Below are 20,078 nucleotides of genomic sequence, written 5' to 3' on the forward strand. Positions count from 1 at the left end.
TAATTCAAACTAGATCTACCAGATGATAATTTGACAAGAATAATCGTCTATCTCACTGTTTTAATTTAAATAAATATCTTAATCGAACCAAATAAATTTGTAAATCTACGAAATGCTTATTATTAATATATTGGAATTATACTTTTTGTAAAGTTTAGGAGGAAAATATGTGCAGTATTTGTGTGGATTCTTTTATGTTCGAAAATGGTGAGAGATATTGTCATGTTGTAAATAAAGATACTGGTGAACCATTGTATTATCCTAACTTGTATATAACAACACAGGTCAGGAATCGGTCAGAGTCTATATCAACAATGAAGGTTATTGCCGGTAGCATTTCATTGTTATATCGATTCTTTATGAGGAAAGAGATCAATATTGATGAAAGAATTCAGAAAAAGATATTTCTGGCTCCTCATGAAATTGAAGATTTGATTGAATTCACTTCATTCAATTTCCGAGATGGCGAGGATGATAATTTTAGGAGTTCAATTGTCAAAAAACCAACTAAGTACTTTCGGATTACAACCATAGCTAACTATCTGGAATGGCTGTGCAAAATACATCTTTCTCATACAGGGCAGAAGGATACTCTCAAATATATTTTAGATTTCATTAACAACATAAAACGAAAGAAACCGAGAAACAATGATAAATATAATATGGATATAGAAAAAAGCTTAGATAAAGAACAATTGGATTCTTTGTTTAGCACTCTTGCACCGGGTAGTAAATTAAATCCTTTTTCAGAAAAAGTGCAAAAAAGAAACAATCTAATATTCCTGCTATTATACTGCTTTGGCCTGAGAGCAGGTGAACTTTTGAATCTGCGAATTGGTGATATAGATTTTGCAGAATCGACAATTGCAATAAGAAGAAGAGCAAATGATAAAACAGATCCGCGAGTGTATCAGCCATTAGTTAAAACTTGTGAGAGGAAATTAATTGCTGATACAAAGCTCATGTTTGAAATTTCAGATTATATTATGAATGATCGAAGAAAGATAAAAAATTCTAACAAACATGATTTCCTGTTTATTACTTATAAGGAAGGGAAAACTCAAGGGCAACCTATTTCATTTTCTTCATATCACAAAGTGGTGAGTGTTGTTCGTCAATCCTCCTCACTTCTAGGGGGATTGACAGGTCACAAACTCAGACATACATGGAATTATGAGTTTTCGAAAGCAATAGACAAGAATCAGGACATATCCGATGAAAAAGAGCAACAAATCCGTTCTTATCTCATGGGATGGCGACCGGGTTCAGAAACTTCAATGATTTATAATCGCAGGCATATTTTTGAGCTATCGAAAAAAACTGCACTTCAACAACAAGAGCAACTATTCAAAGGAGAATTTGATGAATAATTTAATTAAATATAACTCTGATAAAATGTCTTTGCATGAGCATAAAATCGTCAGTTCGATTGAAAGCAATGGAATCAATCTTACAAACTTAATATATGCTATGAACGAAAATTTGGTTTGTGGATTTGTATATACAGTACAATATTATTTTAATAGCAACAGCTATTTGTATGTGAAAAATATTGTTAGAAATATGGAGAGTCTTATCTGTAAAGTATCTCCTACTCATATTGATGATAAGGTTCTAATTGAATATCAAAATAAGAAATTATCAAAAGCCCCAGCATCACTTCGCGTTTTACGACCATTTTTGATTAAATGGTTTGAGTTAGGAAATCCAGGAATAGATGAAAGTGCGGTAGAACTGTTAAAGCATTTGGACCTAAAGATAAAAAAATCTGGTCAGTCTGTGCTTCAAGATGATCCAACAGAGGGACCACTAACTAAAGAAGAACATACTTCTTTGATTAAGGCTATGAATCATGCATATAGAAAAGGTGAACTGTCACTGCCACATTATGCAATATCACTATTGATCAGCCTTACAGGTAGAAGACCTCAGCAGTTAGTTATGTTGAAATATAAAGACCTTCTTCAAAAGAACTTAGATAATGGCAAAGTAGAATATGTAATTTCAGTGCCACGAGTTAAACAACGGGGTAAAGAACTACGATATCGAGAACTTGCAATAATATCAGAGGTTGCATCAATTGTTCAATTGCAAGCTAATCAATCAGTGAAACTCGTTGAGCAAGCTCTTGGAAAAACTCTTGATGATTATTCTAAACGAGAAGTTCCTATTTTCTTAAATGAGGAAAAACTCTCAGATTTATCCATAACAGGTTCAATTCTTCTGGAATATAATAAATTATATGCGAAGCCTATAATTGCTAATGTAGCATTGAAAGGTATTGTTAATAATGGGAATATAATATCCAACCGTACCGGTTCGATACTAAATATTACTCCTCGCAGGCTTCGTTATACAATAGCAACTATGCTGGCTAAGGATGGGCATAATGTTAATACTATAGCTGAGTTATTGGATCATTCCTCTACTTCAAGTGCGGGTATTTATATTAAAAATCATGCTGACAGTGTTGAAAGGATTGATTCCGCTGTTTCAGAACAATTGTCATTTGTCGCTGATATTTTTATGAACGGAATCAAATCTAAAAAGAGTAGTCATTTCAAATTTTTTTCTTCAAGTAGATGCCAGAGTCAGAATTCAGGATTTCCTTGTAATCAATGTATGTTTTTTATTCCGATTGAGTGCAGTGAGGTGAATCAACTATGAATAATATTATTTTGTTCAAATCAAAAAAACATATTCTTGTAGAGGAAAATTATAATGAGTTCATAAAATTTTGTCGCTATCAACTGCCCGGACTAACCCAAACTCAGGATTGGGAGCAGTATGCATGGAAAGGATATGTCACATTTAGAAAAATAGGGGTTGGAAATAAAGTCTTTGATTCCATTGATGCAATGCACGAAGATTATATCAATTTTGCGAAAGCATATATCAGATATCAACACTCATTGAAACCATTAAAAAACTATGGGGTTATTATGATGGCTTTGCGATGCCTCGAACAGGCCCTTTTGCAGGTTCAGAACACTGGTCTCATTTATAATGTTACAGCCGTTGTTTTCGATGAGGCAATGCAGATCGGGAGTAAATATTTTGAAGGTAACGTTTTGGCTAAATGTGGAATACAGCTTGAAAAAATATCAAAGTTTCTATATGAACATAATCTTGTGAAGTCAGGATATATCTCATGGAAAAACCATGTAAAACAGAAAGTCAAAAACAATTATCTTCCTGAGATTGATGATTATCACCGAAGCGATAAGTTACCAGATGAAGAGGCATTGCTCGCTATTGCTGATATTTTTTCTCAAAATGATGAGTTACTGAGTCCAAGGGATAAGTTCACAAGTTCAGTATTTGCACTTCTACTTTGTTGTCCGAGCAGAATCTCTGAGATTTTAGCCTTACCTGCTGATTGTGAGATTACACAAATAGATGGCAAGGGTATCGAAAGATATGGGTTGAGATTTTATTCGGTTAAGGGGTATGGCCCTAATATCAAATGGATTCCACGGGTTATGATACCAGTTGCAAAGAAAGCGATTAGAAGATTACTTTCCTTATCACAAAATGCAAGAGCACTTGCTCACTGGTGCGAAAAGCACCCTGATAAATTTTACCGACATGAGCTTTGCCCAACAGTTGATGAAAAAACTAAATTGACCGTTGTACAAGTTTGCCATGCACTGGGGTATCATTTATTTGATCATAAATCATGTGTTTTAAAAATTAAAAGAACGAGTTTGGATGGTGGAAAAAGTTTCTTAAACTCCAATGATTATAACTATTCATTGAGTGACCTATGGGAAATGATTAGCTCAGGTTTTAGCAGAGACTTTCCATGGTACGATAAAGAGAAATCTATAAGATTTAGTAATGCTTTATGCTTGCTCAATGCTGATCAATTTTCTTTATCACGAATGGCTTCAATTTTCATATTTTACAAACCGACTAAAAGTTTCTTCTTTAGCGATATACAAAGTAAAAGAAGCTTTGAGGTGGGGTATAAAAATATATTTGCACGATATGGGTATTATGATGATGAGGGTAAACCACTACTTATTCGCTCACACCAACCACGGCATCTATTAAATACAATAGCTCACTATGGTGAAATGTCTGAACTTGATATAGCTAAATGGTCTGGTCGTATTAATGCTAATCAGAACAGAGTTTATAACCATGTGTCAGAAGAAGATATGTTAGATAAAATCAAAGCTATTAAATTGATCAAGAGTAATTATTGTAAGAGAGAGTCAATTCCCTCAATTGAATCGCCAGTTGACTTCGATAACCTTTATCAAGGGGCAATTCACTTAACAGAATTTGGTTACTGTGTGCATAACTATTTGGTTCAACCTTGTAATAAAATTAATCAGTTTTTGGAATGTGACAATGAGGCACTGGACATGGAATCAATTGATAGAATGAAGCTTGAATCTATCCGAGAAAAAGTAACAAAACTGAAGAGTATAACGCAGACCGCTTGTGAAAATGGTGATTATGGTGCAGACAAATGGCTGCAACACCATGAGAAAAATTTGGAAAGAATTAATAAACTATTGAATAATTGAAACAGGAGATGCATATGGCAAAACATTTAAACAGGAGTGAAATAAAGGCAATTAAACACATTATACTGACTTGGGACGGCAAAATCACATGGAGTGATTTATGTGAATCAGTTTATAAGAATTTAAACAGAACTATCACAAGGCAATCTTTAAGTGCTCATGATGAAGTTGTTAAAGCATATAGAACAAAGAAAAATTTGTCCAATTTGAAAAAGTCAGGCTTAAAGAAACCAGCCAATTTAACAATTGCGGCACAACAAATATTAAATCTTAAAGCCGAAAATGAAATGTTGAAAAAACAGAACAATAGATACAAAGAGCAATTTAGCTATTGGCAGTACAATGCTTACAGACACGGTCTAACTATGGAACAGTTGAATAGGCCATTTAATAAAAAATAATATTTGATAGGTTACACCTATTGACAAGTTAAATAAATGCGATAAATATAAATATATGGTCAGGAAGACTATTTAACTAATGCAAGGATGCATTTTATGGACAAAAGCAACATCAATCCAGAATTTACTCTGGAAGAGCAACTTATCATTATCATCGATAAGTATATCTCAAAAAGATACCAGCCAGGCGATAAAAGTTTCTCATACCAACTATATCTACTTTTTGTTGGCTATCATTTAAAGTATTTCTATCCTAAAATGATTTATTCCAAATCCAATCGTAATATTGATAACATAATGGCTATGTTTAGCTCAGTATACAAAAGCCTGACAAGCAATCTACTACAACGATTAAATAACAAAGAAGGGGTTCTAAGAGAGCTAAACTCGCTTGTTAATTACATAGATAACAATCAAGAAAAAGCAGAGGAAATCTATGCTACTGTCAGGGCACAATATGAAGTTAAGGTTATCGAGAACGAGCTAACCCATGAAGCAGTTCGCACAAGAACCGTCAGATTATAGGTAATAAAAAGCCCCTAAGCAGGGGCAAAAAGACTTCTTTATATAGGCTACTACTGAACTTCTTTCCATACACCATCAGCTTTAACTAATTTGATTGGCTTTGTCTGTTTATTGTTGCTAATAGAAGCATCTACAATGCAGTTATATACATTATTTGCTTCTTCTGAACAACTTACTTTCTTCACATAGTCGATTCTTAGAAGGTCTTTTTCTGAAACTCTTGAATCAAAAGCTTTCCTACTTGCGTTTGCTCTATCTACAACACTTTTGAATACATTATAGATGTCTTTATCGGAAGGTTCAGAATTACAGGCTGTTAATAAAAAAGTTGAAAGAATGATTGTTATGATAGCATATGTTTTCATTTTAAATCACTTTATTAATGTTGGTGCGTGAAAATTGCTCTATGTGCAAATTTTTTACGAATATACAATCTTGTAGAAATCATTAAAACCAGCAAAATAACGAAAGCTACTAAAAAACTTTGACTTATATAAAGTATGATGTAGGCAATGGCTAATAAAATAAATCCTATGAACAACGATAACCAGGGTGAAACTTCGCCATATTTGATGGTTGAATGACAGCCGGTACAAACCCGGACACCAAACTGGCTCTCTTTGAAGCAGAACGGGCACTTAATTGTTTCGTTTTTCATAGCAACCCCAGGGTGGAAGATTTACTGCGTGTTTGTAGGGATTCTCGATGGCTGGCTGACCAAAGTAAAATCACTTGTACCGATCGATGAAAGTTTCTTGATAGGTAAAATCTATCATAATTATGTTATTGATCTGTAATAACGATCAATTTATTGTTGACTTATCCTAAATTAACCACTACCCAAACGATATTGCTGTCAGGGATAAGCGGTAAGATTATGTTTATAAATGAATTTTCCTTTCTTTATGTAAAGGTCGGGTTACATAGAGATTTGAGAATCCAGGGAGGGGCTTGTGAAGAATGCTCTTACCATAGCTTCGGAGAAGCTCTGCAAGCCTTCTAAGAAATGGAAGCCAGCCGATAAGCCTGAGATGCTTTTGCTGGTTAACCTCATTCTTTTGGAGAATCTTTTCTACAATCTCGTTTCGTTTGTCTTCTCTGAGTTGCAGTTCGAGTTCAGCAAGTTTTTCACTGATACTTTCCTTTCTCTTAGTGGTTCTTAAAACTGTTGCAGGAGCAGGAGCAGGAGCAGGAGCAGGAGCAGGAACAGGAACAGGTATTGGCATGGGAGCTTGAGAAACTTCCTTTGAAGGTATGTCGATTCGCAGAGCTTCTAAGTGGCCGGGGTTATAGTTAAGACGGTTACTAAGATTTGCCCAGGAGTAACTCTTGCCTAACTGCGAAGCTTTGAAAGCTATATCTCGGTAAGAGAATGAGAAGCCGTTCATTTTTCCTGTGCTTGCGACATTCGCCGTCCAGCCGACTTCGGCTTCTTCCAGTCGTTTTGTGAAGGTTATAAGGTCAGGTGTATCTGCCAAACTTTTATCAAGTATCTGTTGGAGAGCTTCTTTGGGGGAAGGAAGGCCAGTCCGTTCTGAAAGCATCTGTTCATTGCGGGAAACCTTTCTTCGCTTCGGTTGCTTTGGTGCTGTCATGGTCACTGTCAGGTTATGAGTGATTTCAAGTTCACTGATGATCCGTGTGCTTATAAGATTTTCGTTCCTACCTAAGTAGAGCTTCCCACCGGCTATGTCGATTCTGCTGGCGATAATGTGTATATGCTGGCCTTCGTCGTCATGTAAGACATAGCAACGGAGATGGGTATCACTGAATCCCATTCGTTTCATGTAATCGTCAGCAATACGTTTCCATTGTTCGTTGGTAAGAGATTCTCCCTGGGGTAATCGAAGTGAATTGTGCCAAACAGGTTTTGCCACATCTGAACGAAGCTCTTTCGTAAGGTTAAATTCGTCGATTAACTCTTGTGAGCAATCACCTGTCATGTTGCCACCAATTACTTCTGGAACGGTTCTATGGTGTGAGCCTGGCTTTAACACATAGAGAACCACACCTGAGAAGCTTTTCCCCCTTTTGATCTTCTGCATTCCCTTCATGCGAAAAAACTACCTTACAGACGGATCAGAAGCTGTAAGACATGATCGAAGCTCTTTGATCTGTTTCTTGACAGCGAAGATCTCTGTTTTCGTTAATTCACTATTACTGCTTTTAGTATCAAGGTGGCTTATTAGACGATTTAGCTTTTGAGATATATCAGACAGTGATTGCCATGCTTCTAAATTAATCGTTGGAATGGCCGGAGGTAGCTTTTGAAGTGATGCCATGCGAAGCCATTCACCTTTGCGTTTATCACCACGGCTTGCATTGAGAAGCTCTAACTCTTCTTTATTTAATCGTACACTGACACAGTGTATTCGCAGTGATTGAGATTTATTATCGTTGACTGGCTTAAAATTATTTGTATACGACAATGTTATTATTTGTCTCATATAAACTCCTTTTCATATGTATATTCGCTTTAAAATGAGCAATTCCTTTGCTACACATTATATATTTATAGTGGAATATCATTCATGTCAATGAGTTAGGTTGGAGTTTGACTTTCTTTTTCAACCGAAGGGCGAAAAACAAGGGAACTCAAAGAAGCGGAGCTTCGATGAGTTAGCCCTTGCTTATAGTTTGATAAGAACTAAACTTTTATTTTACGCAACATACATTTGTGATATAATTGCTTATATGAATTTTTCCATTGTGGGCTAAGAAATGGATGAAATAATTGCACCGTTCGACCCTTCAAAGATAAGAATGGATTCAAAAGTCCAGTCTATTTATACCCTTATGAGCCGTGTAAGACACAATGAAATATTGACGCCTACATACCAACGTAAGAGTGTTTGGAATAACGATAATAAAAGTCGTTTGATTGAATCATTATTGGTTAGAATCCCTATTCCTGTATTTTACATTGATGCTACTGACGAAGATCAATGGAAAATAATCGATGGTCTTCAAAGGATTACTGCACTAAAAGAGTTTTTAGTTGACAAAACTCTCAGGTTAAGTGGTCTTGAATATACAACCTCTTTTGAAGGCCTTTCATATGATGAACTCCCAAGATCATTTATTAGACGAATTGAGGAAACTGAAGTTACCATTGTTTTTATAAATCAAGGAACTCCAGATAATGTTAAGTTCAACATTTTTAAAAGAATTAATACTGGTGGGACACCTTTAACACCTCAAGAAATCAGACATGCTTTGAATGATGGAAAACCTACTATTTTATTGAATGAGTTAGCCGATTGGAGGATTATCTCCGAGTTTTGGGGAACAGATAATGACAGAATGGAACTCAATGCTTTGGTTCTTAGAGCATTAGGTTATCTACTTTTAGACGTAGATGCTATTTTCGAAATGAAAATCGAAGATTACCTTGATGAAGCAATGAAAAAAATAAATGAACTTGATGAAGATGAAATCAATAAGGTTAAAGCTAAATTCAAAAATTCCATCAATGATTTAATAAAAATTTTTGGAGATATGGTTTTTAGGAAAAAATCATCTCAACCTCAAAGAAAGAAACCTATTAATAAGAACATTTTTGAAACATGGATGGCAGTCATACTGAACATTACTAAGACACAACGTAAACTTCTGGTTGAAAGAAAAGGCGAAGTTTTAGAGCTGTTCGATAGGCTACAAGATGATAGTAAATTTAATTTTGCAATTTCTTCACGAAAGCCAGAATCAATGAGAACACGTCACAATATGTTGATGTCTAAAATACAGGAATTGATAAATGATTAACTCATATAAATTAAAAAACTTTAAAAGTTTCGACTCTGCTAAACTTTCGTTTACCAAATTGAATGTTTTGTCTGGTATAAATGGTTCAGGAAAGTCTTCTGTTATTCAATCATTGTTGCTACTAAAATCTTATTATGATTATCAGTCATCCGACTATAATGTTATCAATTTAAATAATAATTATTGCCAGCTTGGGAAAGTACAGGACGTTTTCCATGAAGGGGCAGAAGATCAAAAAATAGAGTTGGTTTTAGAAATTGATAAAAAAGAATTTTTGTATTCCTTTGATTTGGATTTAGAAGAGTTTGGCTTAGATTATTTGCAGATTGAAAATGCAATACATAATAAAGTTGAAGTTAGTAACTTTTTCGATCATATTCATTATCTGCAAGCAAATAGAATGGGGCCAACTGTTCTACAGGAAAAAAATGATTATAAAGTAAGAAATCTTAGAGATATTGGTATATCCGGTGAATTTGTATATCATTATTTGAACATTTTTGGTAAGCAATCAATTGATATCCAAGAAAGGCTTCACTTAAATGCTGTTAATAGTACCTTAATTGAAAATACCATTAAATGGTTGCAAGATATATGTCCGAACATCTCTTTAAACACCGACTATATAGATGGGACAGATTTGGTTGGTTTAAATTATTCATTTGAAAGAAAATTAGGAATCTCTAATAATTATAGAAGCACAAATGTTGGTTTTGGAATTAGTTACGTGCTACCCGTAATTGTACAATGTTTGAAAGCTGAAAAAGGAGATTTGTTAATTATTGATACTCCTGAAGCTCATCTACACCCGCAAGGACAGTCAAAGTTAGGTGAGTTATTTTCTAAGACAGCAAGTGATGGTGTTCAGGTCATAGTAGAAACTCATAGTGATCATGTAATCAACGGAATTAGAAAATCGGTAGTTACTGGATTTATTGTTCCAAATGATGTTAATTTTTATTTCTTTGAGATGGTAGATTCTGAAAATGATATATCCTCTCATACAAACATTCTATCGCCAAAATTGGATGAGAATGCAAAATTTGATTTTTGGCCTAATGGCTTTTTTGATGAATGGACTAAATCACTGAATCACATTTTAAGGGCTCAACAATGAACAAAGATAGTATATTTCCTTTCAATGAGCTTTCGATATTGGACTTAGATAATTCTACGTGTGTAAAAAAATATTTCAACAGAATTGTATCGTTTAATAAACTACTTAGGAATGACCAAAAACTAAAAATTGCATATCATTCTTCTGTGTTAAGGCAACCATGTAAAGATGGACAAACTCTTCTTGACCATATTAATGACTCTGGCCTTGAAGTGGATAATCAAGGCGTATTATTAGCGACAATACAAGAAACTCCTTTTTTGGAAGAGTTACAAGAAGAGGCTTTGGAGCATGAATTATTTTTCAATGAAGATCAATCTATTGGGGGAGCATACGCTTACTCGCTAAATCATGCTCTCTTCTCAATCCCTTCATCGGATGAATGGGATAAATTCAATATAGAGATGTTAAAAAAAGAATTAGATAACAACGGTGAGTGGAGTTCATCGGCTGTCGAAGTTTTAAATCTTGGAGAGTTAGAGACAGAAAATTACAAAAATTCTTGGGTTGTCGAATTAATCGAAAATGATGATATTTTAACTCCTGAACAGCTTTTGGAACGACTTGAAAGTGATTGTGGTTCAGTAATTTTATCCCAATGTGCAATTGATTTTATAATGAGAACTGGAAGTAATTTAGGTATATTAAATAAAATTTATGAAATTACTTTATGTCTTCATGATTATTGTGTTAATAATTGGAGGGTTGGTGAAATAAGGCGTTCCCATATAATTGAGAAAGGTGTAATGCTCAAAGATGAATCTAACTCAACTATGCAACAATATGGTGATGAGAGAATGTTTAGGAATCATGTTGGAGCATCACAACAATATAGGCTCCATTTTAATATAACGGATAGTATTAGAGGTTATATTGGTGGTATTTCTGATGAGCGTAAGATCTTCTTGGCATACTTAGGGAATCACTTACGCACTGTACGTTTCAATTAGGTTAATATTGATTTTAATTATTCAAAAATTGGAGACAAAGGAATGTTCTCTGAATTTTTTATAGCCTTTATGATTAACTCTTGAATTCGTTCTTCTTTTGCTTCCTTCGAAACTCTTGACAGATGTTCTCTGCCAATAGCCTCTAAAGAACTAATTGTATGTGTATGAATTTTGGTATTTTGAATGTTAATTATTTCTTCAGTTATTATTTTACCAAATTTATTTTTGAATGAACGTTCTTGAATGAAAGGGATAGTAAAACCCATCGCGATAGCTATTTCTTTAACTATCTCACCGTTATTGATTTTCATTCCTAAAACATTGGAGACTTTCCCTACAATGAAAATGATTCTCGCATCTCTCTTGCTGACTCGACTAATTTCTTCTAAGCATTTTGATATGTCAAAAATATATTGAAAAACAGTGTAGAATCTATTTGGACGAAATTTTCTATTAGACCCAATTTCCGACTTGGCTATTTTTAGAACATCATAGCCCAAAGCTTCAACATTTTTTCGATATTGTTGGTGATAATTAAAAACATTTATATAGGGAGGTGAAGTTATTACCAAGCTTACGGTGTTTTCAGCTAAAGGTAATTGTCGGCAATCAGCCTGATAACATTGCACCTCATTGCTGTTGTAAGGTAATTCTAGGACAACTTGAATGTAGTCATCTAAAAGTTTGATAAGATTGCTTTTACATGTGTTATGAGGATGGACATCTGATAGGATTAAATATCCTTCAACCATGATTTTTAAAAAATCATCTTTGATATCGATTAAATCAATTATTTTTTTACTATATTCAAAAATGTTTTCATCTGTAATTTCTTGTAAGACAGGTTCTATTAACGAAGAGAATTTATCGACAATAACTTTTCTATTGCAATATTCTAAATTGCTAAATTTATAAATGTTGGAGATTTTGCAGGCTGACGGATTAATATCACAACCTATTGTTGCTAAATTAAGTTTTGATGATTCATACAATACAGTTCCGCTTCCTGAGAAAGGATCAAGAACGACATCACCAGTCTTTGAGTAGTTTTTCAACAATGCCTCAATGAACTGAGGGGAAAATTGCCCGTTCCATTTGAAAAGATTACTCCTTATCTTTTTGTTGATATCTAACAGTTCTTGGGCAATTGCATTCATATTCTTCTTAAAAATGTTGACTTCGTTAAACAGATCTACAATTGTACCATATATAATGATTTTCCGCTATAACATGCTTTAATATTAATTGTGGTGTTATATAGTAGGCGATTTTATTAAGTATTCTTTATTTGTTCTAATATTGACAATATATATTTAAGCATTATTATAAAAATAAATGGGAGGTTTTATGGAAATTAATGATAATCTTTGGTTTGGTTCAGGATATATTGACGAGTGTAGAAAAATACTTCAGGGAAGTAAAGAAAAAACAATTTATAAATTGAAGATACAACATTTGAATGGGTTTGTTGGCTTTTATCTGTATGAAGGGAGTTCTAATTTCCCTTTAGAGAAAGGGAAATTAGTCGTATTCCAATTCAAAGCGGAAGAGTTATTACAAAAAGAAAGAGTGTTGATTAATATAGAATTATCATGATGGTGTATTATCTTCTTTGCTTTTTTTTGTAATAATATTTGCAAGTGTCTTTTTCTCTATCAGAGGTTTTAAAAATAAAGCAATAGTTTCATTTCCTTTTTGTTGTAAATAAAAACTTTTGAAGTTGACTTCATTTGTCTTTAATGAGTAAGTGGCATATCCAGGAACAACAAATCTGAACATCTCATCAATGTGTTCATTTTTTATCCCATTGCTTATAAAGTCATCGGGAATGCAGTTGCTTTTCTCTAATAAAAATTTAAGTCTCGAAGATGCCCCTTGAAGATCATAGTTATAGCTGAGAATTATACCATCTGACTCCCTAAAAATAAGATAAATAGGTTCCTTTTCAAAAATATGTTTCAATCCATAAACTTCTATAATAAATAACTTTGGCGGTATTAACATAATAATATCCTTTATGATTTTTCATATGGCATAAAACTGACAGGCTGATACTTTAACTATTATGACACAGATGCTAAAATTATATGTGAATTTTGTCAGACTCATGCCACGTGAGCTTTATATTTTTGAGACAAAACGTAATCACTCCACCACTGCATGAGAACCACTCGTTCTGCGAGATAATCTGCGCGATTGTATGCGGCAATTATTTCATCTTTCTTCGAGTGAGCAAGGGCCGCTTCTAAGACATCTGTCCTGAACTTACCCGACTCCTCTGCGGCCGTTCGTGCAATAGATCTCATTCCATGGGCTACAAGTTCTCCCCCAAAGCCCATACGGATTATGGCCGCATTAGCTGTTTGTTCATGCATGTGATTGAGTGGAGCTTTGATACTGGGGAAAACCCACTCTCTATGCCCGCTGATGGCTTTCATTGAAACCAAGACTCGCAAAGCTTCTTTGCTTAGTGGAACTTTGTGAGGCTTCTTCATTTTCATAAATTCAGCGGGGATGTTCCACATTGAGTTGTCAGTATCTATATCGGCCCATCTCGCACGAACGGCTTCCCCTGGACGAACCCAGGTCAGCAACTGCCATTCAATCAGCAGTCGTGTCTCCAAACGGACAGAAGCATTGTTTAGCACCAATAGGAAGCGGGGGAGTTCAGAAGGGGGTAATGCTGGCATATTCTGTTTTTTAGGCTTACTGAACCGTTGCCCCAGGTTGTCAGCCGGATTGAATTCGATAAGTTCCTCAGTTGCTGCATAGCGGAAAATTTCATTCAGGCGGGATATGATGCGGCGAAGTGTTTCAAGGACACCTCGTTTTTCTATGGGGTCTAAATGCTGTTTAAGCATTTTAGGGCGAATCTCCTTAATGGGGGTATCACCCAACGTTGGGAAGATATTTCTCTCTAGGCTTCGCCAGATGTCGTTAGCATGATCCTGGGAGATGCCTGACGTTTTGACTTTCTCATCAAGCCACTTCTTGGCTACTGCTTGAAATGTATGTTCCGTGGCATCTTTCAGTGCATTGGCTTTTTGAGTGTTATGAACTTGGGGGTCTATACCATTTGCCAGAAAGGAGAGATATTCATCACGTAAGGCTCTGGCTCTTGCAAGGGTAAGGTGAGGATATGTCCCAAGGCTCATTTTGGTTCTTTTCTTGCTCACTGGTACTGCATACCTGAAATACCAATTTTTCTTGCCTCCTTTCGCCAAAGGAGCGATTCGTAGAATCAAACCATCACCGTCAAACAAGTTGATTTCTTTATCGGCTGGCTTGGTGCTTTTGATTTCAGTGTCAGTGAGCTTCTTAGCGATTTTTGCCATTTGGGACCCTCGATTTTTGGACCCTTCTTAGTGGGTCCCATTCAGGGTGCCATAACTCGTAGTTCTCAGCAATTCTCACTGGACGACAATAGACGTAAAAAAGCCCGCAGAGCTTGTGCTGTGCGGGCTTAGTAGACTTCATTGTACTTCAAACAACTAAAAAGTGGTGGAGCTGGCGGGAGTTGAACCCGCGTCCGAAATTCCTACATCCTCGGTACTACATGCTTAGTCAGTCTTTACATTCGCCTGGCACCTGCGGACAGACACGCCACTACCAGACTAGCCTGATTAGTTTTAACGCTTCAACCCCAGGCAGGGCATCCACGCGATCTCTTTTGGGTTTGACCTCTCTTTGATCCCCGTCTTAAGAGCGGAAGCTAGGGAGAGAGGGCTCAGAGCAGGTTATTAAGCTGCTAAAGCGTAGTTTTCGTCGTTTGCGACTATTTTTTTGCGGCTTTTTACGAGGCCAACCGCCCCTCGGCATGCACCTTGGGTTTCGCGAATCCCGTCGAATCCAGAATCAGCCCCAATGTGTTAGAACAAGTATAACAGACTTGTGACACGCGTGACCAGCCCCCACAACCCTTTAACCGCAAGGATTTACCGCTCGCGCAGTGCTTCTTTTGCACGATTAAATGGTTTGATTAAATAGTCGACGATGGTTTTTTCACCTGTTTTTATATCCACAGTGGCAATCATGCCCGGTACGATAGAAAAATGGCGTCCCAGCTTGTTCTGCAAGAAGTCCTGATGGGTACGGATAAACACGCGGTAGTAGAAAATTTCCGGTTTCACTTTGTCCTGAATGGTGTCCGGGGAGATGGTTTCGACCACGCCCTCCAGCCCTCCGTAAATGGCGTAGTCATAGGCAGTAATCTTCACCAGCGCCCGCTGTCCGGGGTGGATAAACGCGATATCGCGCGGTGACAGGCGGGTTTCAATCAGCAAATGATCGTCTACCGGGACAATCTCCATCATTTCGCCGTTAGGAGGGATCACGCCGCCAATCGTGGTGACCTGGATGTTTTTTACGATACCGCGCATCGGGGCGCGAACGGTCAGGCGGGTGACGGAGTCTTCGCGACCTTTTAAGATAGCCGCCAGCATATCTACCTCGGCGTTGGCCTTCGACAGCGCTTCACGCGCCTGCACGTAATATTGCGAGCGCAGATCGGTTATTTTGAGTCCAAGATCGCTTTTTTGTCGTTGCAGGCGCAGCACTTCTACGTGGCTGGCGGCACCGCTTTTCTCCAGCCGTTGGGTAATGGCCAGCTCTTTATTTACCGAGACCAGCGCATCCTGCAGTTCCACCATAGAATCAGCAAGCTGCGCGCGACGGCTTTTATACAGCCGCGTTTCAGAGGCGATAAGATCCGGCCAGGCCTGCAGCGAGCTGGGGAACGTTAGCGGCAAATCGTTGACTTCGGCATTCAGTCTGGCGCTTGACGCTAAAGATGCGCGATAGCGGGCGGCGCTTTCACCCACGTTGGACTCCGAACGCGTTGGGTCGAGGCGGGCGACAATCTGGTTGGCCTGAACTTTATCTCCTTCGTGCACGCTGAGTTCGGCGAGGATCCCTCCGTCAAGCGACTGCAATACCTGTTCGCGCGAGCTGGGGATCACTTTCCCGCTGCCCGTCGAGACTTCATCCAGCTTGCCGAAATATGCCCAGATCCCCAGGACTGCAAACAGCAGCGTGCTGAGCAGAATAATGCGGCTGGCCCCGGAAAAACGGTGTTCCCGGCGGATATCGAGATCGTCCATGGCGGCGTCATGCGGATTGGTTTTCATTTTTCCACTCCCGACCGTGAGTAGGGGCTGGTGCCCGGCTCGCATTCAACGCCTGCGCTTTCGGGGCATCCATGACCAGTTGACCTTCTTTGAGCACCACCACGCGTTCGACCAGTTCCAGAACCGGTACGCGATGGGTTGCAACAATCAATGTGCGGTTGCCCAGCCACAGGTTCAGGCGCTGAATAAACTCCCGTTCGGTATGTTCATCCAGCGAGGCGCTGGGTTCGTCGAGCAGGACAATATTGGGTGAGCGTAGCAGCATTCTTGCCAGCAGGATCGACTGCCGTTGGCCGCCGGACAGACCGTTGCCGCCTTCCATAATGGGGTGCGCCAGCCCTTTGGCGAGCTGTTTAACGAAAGCCGCCGCGCCGCTGACCTCCAGCGCGTCGAAGATCTGCGCGTCGCTGGCATGCGGTGCGCCTAGGGTCAGGTTCTCGCGCAGAGTGCCGAAAAACAGCCGCGCATTCTGGCTGAGAAAACCGATGTTGCGACGTAAATCGGCCATATCGATCTGCGCCAGGCTCAGGTTATCGAGCCGGACATCGCCCTGGATAATCTCCACGCCACCCGCCATGGCCTGTAGCAGCGTTGATTTTCCGGCGCCGTTACGCCCGAGGATCGCCACCCGTTCGCCGGGCATGACCTCCAGACGCGAGATGCGCAGCGGAACGCGCTGATCGTCGCTGTGGTAGCGAAAGTGTGCGTTCTCAAACAGATAATGGCCGTGAAAAATCTCCTGGTGTACCCGGTCTTCATCGTGCTGCGTCTCGGTGGGAAGTTGCATAATGCTGTCCAGCCCCATTTTGGCTGCTTTGACCTGCTGCCAGCGGGCCAGCACACCACACAGGTTAGCCATCGGGGCGATCATTCTGGAACCGAGCATTGAAGCCGCCACCACGGCCCCGGTGGTCATCGTGCCTTCAATAACCATCGGCGCACCAAACATAATGATGGCGGCGTAAACCAGGCTTTGTACTGACATCCCCCAGCCGATCAGCCCCTGAGTAAGCTTGCGTGTGCGTAACCCGGACTCTCCAGTAATGCGGATATAGCTGTTCCATTGCTGTAAAAAGCGGTTTTCCGCCTGCATCAGCTTGATGTCTTCCAGCCCCTGAACGCTCTCGACCAGCACCGCGTTGCGCAGAGTGGATTCATGTGCGGCCTGGTTAGCAAGCACCGCCAGTTTTTTTTGTAATAACAGACCCGGCAGAATCATCAGAATGGCGGCGACGGGGGCTATCCACGCCAGCGGTGGAGCAATGCACGCCAGTACGACAATAAACAGAAAGAAAAACGGCAGATCGACAATGGTCGACATGGTCGAAGAGGTGATCATCTCACGAACCTGTTCCAGCTCGCGCAGTTGAGAAATAAAGCTCCCCGTTGAGCGGGGGACGGCGCTGTTGCGTAGCCGCAATGCGTGGCTAAACACGCGATCGGAAATGCGCATATCGGCGCGTTTGCCGAGCAGGTCCATGATGTGGGTACGCGCTTCGCGCAGCAAAAAGCCAAACAGCACCGCGACCAGAACACCGGTAGAGAGAACATACAGCGTTGGATAAGACTGGGCGGGGATCACCCGGTCATAGACCTGCATCGAAAAAATAATCCCGGCGAGCGACAGGACGTTAATCAGAAAGGCGGCAATCATGACCGGCAGGTAAGGGCGGATATCTTGTAAAACCAGCTCGCGTATCCAGTCGGGTCTAAAGCGCGAAATATAGCGATCAACCCGACCGTCTTTTAACGCCGATAACGGGCGCAGTGCGGTGATAGTATGGATTTCTGGCAGAAGCTCAGCCACTGCCAGCCGGTTGCGTTGTCCCTCGTCGGCGATGATAAAAACATCCAGGGCATCTTCACCGTTAAAATGTTCGATCACCATGATTTGGCCGTCGTGCAGTTCCGCCACCACCGGTAAACGCCATTGGTTAAGTACCTGCTTTGCGGTATCCAGCATATGAAAGGAAAGTCCCGCCTGGCGCGCTAATTGCGTCAAAGCAAGGGTTTTGCTTTTCCCCTCAAACCACGGGGCGTTAGCCTGAATAGCACCAGGCGAACAGGCAACGCGGTAGTGGCTGGCAATATGCGTCATTGCCTGCGCCCACTGGCTCAGGGTGGGTTCGCCAATAGCATCTTCAACAACAGGCTCGACGTCGCTCATAGCTGGATCTCCACCGATTGAATGCTGCGGTTATTTAAGGCGAACGCCTGGCGCAATGATCCGGTGTTGTAGAGGCAGTTCAGTTGTAGCTGGCGAAGCTGGCTTTGGGTCTGGAGTTCGGCAAAACGGGCCTGATACACCTCCTGTTCGGCGTTAAGAACATCAAGTAATGGGCGTGAGCCGAGATCCAGATACTGCTGTTGATACAGTTCGCGCGTTTGTTCGCTCAGCCGCTGCTGGCGGCGCAGGATCTGCAATGCAGTCGCGAGACTCATTGCCTGGCTGCGGGATTCCAGTAATTTCTGTCGTACTTCGAGTCGGGTGCGCTGAATAGAGTACTGTGCGGACTCTACCGCGTGGCTGGCGGCGTTGCGTCGGGCGGTGAGCCCGCCTCCCTGATACAGCGGCATTTCGACTTTTACCCACGCTGAGTACTGCGTTTTGTCGAGCACCTCATGGCTGGGGTATTTGTCGTTGAGATAGTGCTGAACAGATGGCTCCAGGGAAATGGTTGGCGTCATCTGCGCGTTGGCGTAATCAAGGTTGGCCTGCGCGACGTTCGCCTGCGCCCAGGCCGCCAGCACTGCAGGAACTAACTTATCCTCCGGTTTTACCACATCGCAACTGCTGTCCAGTTTTACCGGAAACTCATTGCTGATGCCGTTAAGCGAGTTCCAGCCGAGATAGCTCATCAATGTCGCTTTGCTACTGTCGAGATTGGCCTGATATTGCGCCAGTTGAGAACGTGCGGACTCGATACGCGCATCGGTTTGCACTACGTCTGACAGCGAGGTCGCCCCTTCATCATTACGTTCTCTGGTCAGTCGACCAATACCGTTTAGCGCGACCAGTTGCTCTTCGGCGGCATCCACCATCTGTTGCCATGTCTGAACCTGGACGATGGCATTGGCGGTAGCGTGAGCGACAGTATCGATGCTGAGTAACACGTTTGCCTGTTGCTGCGCTGAACCGGCGGTTTCGGCGCGCACCTGGCTGGCGACTTTGCCGAAGTCATACAGCATTTGTGACACCGAAATGACCAGTGCAGGGCTGAAGCCATGGTCAGTGTAGGTATTGCTGTAGCCGTTGTTCATTCCGGCTGTAACTTGCGGGTAATATTTCGCTTTCGCCACGTCTATCTGCTCATTTTGCGAGAGCAGTTTGCCAATGGATTCACGAATAGAAGGATGCCAGCTCACGGCGCGACTCACCGCGTCGTTAAGCGTCAGGCTTCCGGGAGCGGCAACGCTTAGCGGTAGATCGGCCACAGAACCATCCAGAGAGGGAAGCATCTGACTGGTTGCCAGCCCTTCCGGCGTAATAATTTGCGGTTCATCTTCGGCATTCGCACGAACGGAACAAAACGTTAATGCCAGCAGTACAGCAACAGGGGCGACATTTCTCATAGTTTATCCCTTGCAAAATAGGGCAGTGACGATTGTTATTGCCCCGGACGTCATGGCATCCGGGGCTGTTGTTATATCGTTAT

The 20,078-nt window shown here is 40.3% G+C and carries 17 protein-coding genes, 1 other RNA gene and 1 pseudogene; 9 read left to right on the forward strand and 10 right to left on the reverse strand.

Features of this window, described 5'->3' with window-relative positions:
- The first annotated feature begins 167 nt into the window (after positions 1-167).
- From HV041_RS02465 to HV041_RS02485, 5 genes are all read left to right on the forward strand, one after another.
- Complete coding sequence (locus HV041_RS02465) at positions 168-1,370, forward strand: site-specific integrase (protein WP_024199005.1); 1,203 nt, start codon at positions 168-170, stop codon at positions 1,368-1,370.
- Complete coding sequence (locus HV041_RS02470) at positions 1,363-2,667, forward strand: tyrosine-type recombinase/integrase (protein WP_001061182.1); 1,305 nt, start codon at positions 1,363-1,365, stop codon at positions 2,665-2,667. The genes HV041_RS02465 and HV041_RS02470 overlap by 8 nt, the downstream gene beginning before the upstream one ends.
- Complete coding sequence (locus HV041_RS02475) at positions 2,664-4,538, forward strand: DNA-binding protein (protein ID WP_046274742.1); 1,875 nt, start codon at positions 2,664-2,666, stop codon at positions 4,536-4,538. Before HV041_RS02470 ends, HV041_RS02475 begins: the two co-directional genes overlap by 4 nt.
- A gap of 14 nt (positions 4,539-4,552) precedes the next feature.
- Complete coding sequence (locus HV041_RS02480; protein WP_046274741.1) at positions 4,553-4,939, forward strand: hypothetical protein; 387 nt, start codon at positions 4,553-4,555, stop codon at positions 4,937-4,939.
- A 96-nt stretch (positions 4,940-5,035) separates the two neighbouring features.
- The gene (locus HV041_RS02485) at positions 5,036-5,464 is read left to right on the forward strand and encodes a hypothetical protein (protein WP_046274740.1); all 429 of its coding nucleotides are present in this window, start codon (positions 5,036-5,038) and stop codon (positions 5,462-5,464) included.
- A gap of 50 nt (positions 5,465-5,514) precedes the next feature.
- Here the strand turns inward: HV041_RS02485 and HV041_RS02490 are convergent, their stop codons facing one another.
- From HV041_RS02490 to HV041_RS02500, 3 genes and pseudogenes are all read right to left on the reverse strand, one after another.
- Entirely contained in the window at positions 5,515-5,829 is a 315-nt protein-coding gene (locus HV041_RS02490) for a hypothetical protein (RefSeq protein ID WP_000860558.1), read from the reverse strand.
- Positions 5,830-6,345: 516 nt separating this feature from the next.
- A complete protein-coding gene (locus tag HV041_RS02495) occupies positions 6,346-7,518 on the reverse strand; it encodes a relaxase/mobilization nuclease domain-containing protein (protein WP_046274739.1) in 1,173 nt (390 codons plus the stop codon).
- 12 nt (positions 7,519-7,530) lie between these two features.
- Positions 7,531-7,911: pseudogene (locus HV041_RS02500) on the reverse strand (hypothetical protein); the annotation flags it as partial.
- 274 nt (positions 7,912-8,185) lie between these two features.
- Between HV041_RS02500 and HV041_RS02505 the strand changes: the two are divergent.
- Genes HV041_RS02505 through HV041_RS02515 form a run of 3 tightly spaced genes read left to right on the forward strand, consistent with a single transcriptional unit; the run spans position 8,186 to position 11,296 of the window.
- Entirely contained in the window at positions 8,186-9,229 is a 1,044-nt protein-coding gene (locus HV041_RS02505) for a DUF262 domain-containing protein (protein ID WP_052733160.1), read from the forward strand.
- Positions 9,222-10,346: a DUF3696 domain-containing protein gene (locus HV041_RS02510; RefSeq protein ID WP_046274737.1), complete on the forward strand. Its 1,125-nt coding sequence runs from the start codon at positions 9,222-9,224 to the stop codon at positions 10,344-10,346. Before HV041_RS02505 ends, HV041_RS02510 begins: the two co-directional genes overlap by 8 nt.
- Positions 10,343-11,296 carry a hypothetical protein gene (locus HV041_RS02515; RefSeq protein WP_046274736.1) on the forward strand — a complete coding sequence of 318 codons (954 nt, stop codon included), beginning with the start codon at positions 10,343-10,345 and terminating at the stop codon, positions 11,294-11,296. Before HV041_RS02510 ends, HV041_RS02515 begins: the two co-directional genes overlap by 4 nt.
- A gap of 17 nt (positions 11,297-11,313) precedes the next feature.
- On the opposite strand, the gene HV041_RS02520 is transcribed toward HV041_RS02515, so the two are convergent.
- Positions 11,314-12,453 (reverse strand): DNA methyltransferase, encoded by a 1,140-nt coding sequence (locus HV041_RS02520; RefSeq protein WP_052733159.1) that lies wholly within the window; start codon positions 12,451-12,453, stop codon positions 11,314-11,316.
- Between the two features lie 190 nt (positions 12,454-12,643).
- Between HV041_RS02520 and HV041_RS02525 the strand changes: the two genes are divergently transcribed.
- Complete coding sequence (locus HV041_RS02525; RefSeq protein ID WP_135713044.1) at positions 12,644-12,892, forward strand: hypothetical protein; 249 nt, start codon at positions 12,644-12,646, stop codon at positions 12,890-12,892.
- Here the strand turns inward: HV041_RS02525 and HV041_RS02530 are convergent.
- The 6 genes from HV041_RS02530 to HV041_RS02555 form a co-directional block, all read right to left on the reverse strand.
- Positions 12,887-13,300: a hypothetical protein gene (locus HV041_RS02530; RefSeq protein WP_182294044.1), complete on the reverse strand. Its 414-nt coding sequence runs from the start codon at positions 13,298-13,300 to the stop codon at positions 12,887-12,889. The genes HV041_RS02525 and HV041_RS02530 overlap by 6 nt on opposite strands.
- Before the next feature lie 101 nt (positions 13,301-13,401).
- Entirely contained in the window at positions 13,402-14,631 is a 1,230-nt protein-coding gene (locus tag HV041_RS02535) for an integrase domain-containing protein (protein WP_046275992.1), read from the reverse strand.
- A 164-nt stretch (positions 14,632-14,795) separates the two neighbouring features.
- Positions 14,796-15,159, reverse strand: a transfer-messenger RNA (tmRNA) gene (gene ssrA / locus HV041_RS02540).
- Between the two features lie 72 nt (positions 15,160-15,231).
- Positions 15,232-16,395, reverse strand: a complete 1,164-nt coding sequence (locus HV041_RS02545; protein WP_105242216.1) for an HlyD family efflux transporter periplasmic adaptor subunit — start codon at positions 16,393-16,395, stop codon at positions 15,232-15,234.
- A gap of 7 nt (positions 16,396-16,402) precedes the next feature.
- Positions 16,403-18,589, reverse strand: a complete 2,187-nt coding sequence (locus HV041_RS02550; protein WP_121584941.1) for a type I secretion system permease/ATPase — start codon at positions 18,587-18,589, stop codon at positions 16,403-16,405.
- Positions 18,586-19,995, reverse strand: coding sequence for a TolC family outer membrane protein (locus tag HV041_RS02555; protein WP_048212944.1), 1,410 nt, complete (start codon positions 19,993-19,995; stop codon positions 18,586-18,588). The genes HV041_RS02550 and HV041_RS02555 overlap by 4 nt, the downstream gene beginning before the upstream one ends.
- Between the last annotated feature and the right edge of the window lie 83 nt (positions 19,996-20,078).

Source organism: Citrobacter sp. RHBSTW-00029, from assembly GCF_014104295.1.
GTDB classification, from domain to species: domain Bacteria; phylum Pseudomonadota; class Gammaproteobacteria; order Enterobacterales; family Enterobacteriaceae; genus Citrobacter; species Citrobacter youngae.

Coding starts and splice junctions, on each gene's coding strand:
- HV041_RS02465 (WP_024199005.1), top strand. CDS start 168: ATGTGCAGTATTTGTGTGGATTCTTTTATGTTCGAAAATGGTGAGAGA.
- HV041_RS02470 (WP_001061182.1), top strand. CDS start 1,363: ATGAATAATTTAATTAAATATAACTCTGATAAAATGTCTTTGCATGAG.
- HV041_RS02475 (WP_046274742.1), top strand. CDS start 2,664: ATGAATAATATTATTTTGTTCAAATCAAAAAAACATATTCTTGTAGAG.
- HV041_RS02480 (WP_046274741.1), top strand. CDS start 4,553: ATGGCAAAACATTTAAACAGGAGTGAAATAAAGGCAATTAAACACATT.
- HV041_RS02485 (WP_046274740.1), top strand. CDS start 5,036: ATGGACAAAAGCAACATCAATCCAGAATTTACTCTGGAAGAGCAACTT.
- HV041_RS02490 (WP_000860558.1), bottom strand. CDS start 5,829: ATGAAAACATATGCTATCATAACAATCATTCTTTCAACTTTTTTATTA.
- HV041_RS02495 (WP_046274739.1), bottom strand. CDS start 7,518: ATGAAGGGAATGCAGAAGATCAAAAGGGGGAAAAGCTTCTCAGGTGTG.
- HV041_RS02505 (WP_052733160.1), top strand. CDS start 8,186: ATGGATGAAATAATTGCACCGTTCGACCCTTCAAAGATAAGAATGGAT.
- HV041_RS02510 (WP_046274737.1), top strand. CDS start 9,222: ATGATTAACTCATATAAATTAAAAAACTTTAAAAGTTTCGACTCTGCT.
- HV041_RS02515 (WP_046274736.1), top strand. CDS start 10,343: ATGAACAAAGATAGTATATTTCCTTTCAATGAGCTTTCGATATTGGAC.
- HV041_RS02520 (WP_052733159.1), bottom strand. CDS start 12,453: ATGAATGCAATTGCCCAAGAACTGTTAGATATCAACAAAAAGATAAGG.
- HV041_RS02525 (WP_135713044.1), top strand. CDS start 12,644: ATGGAAATTAATGATAATCTTTGGTTTGGTTCAGGATATATTGACGAG.
- HV041_RS02530 (WP_182294044.1), bottom strand. CDS start 13,300: ATGTTAATACCGCCAAAGTTATTTATTATAGAAGTTTATGGATTGAAA.
- HV041_RS02535 (WP_046275992.1), bottom strand. CDS start 14,631: ATGGCAAAAATCGCTAAGAAGCTCACTGACACTGAAATCAAAAGCACC.
- HV041_RS02545 (WP_105242216.1), bottom strand. CDS start 16,395: ATGGACGATCTCGATATCCGCCGGGAACACCGTTTTTCCGGGGCCAGC.
- HV041_RS02550 (WP_121584941.1), bottom strand. CDS start 18,589: ATGAGCGACGTCGAGCCTGTTGTTGAAGATGCTATTGGCGAACCCACC.
- HV041_RS02555 (WP_048212944.1), bottom strand. CDS start 19,995: ATGAGAAATGTCGCCCCTGTTGCTGTACTGCTGGCATTAACGTTTTGT.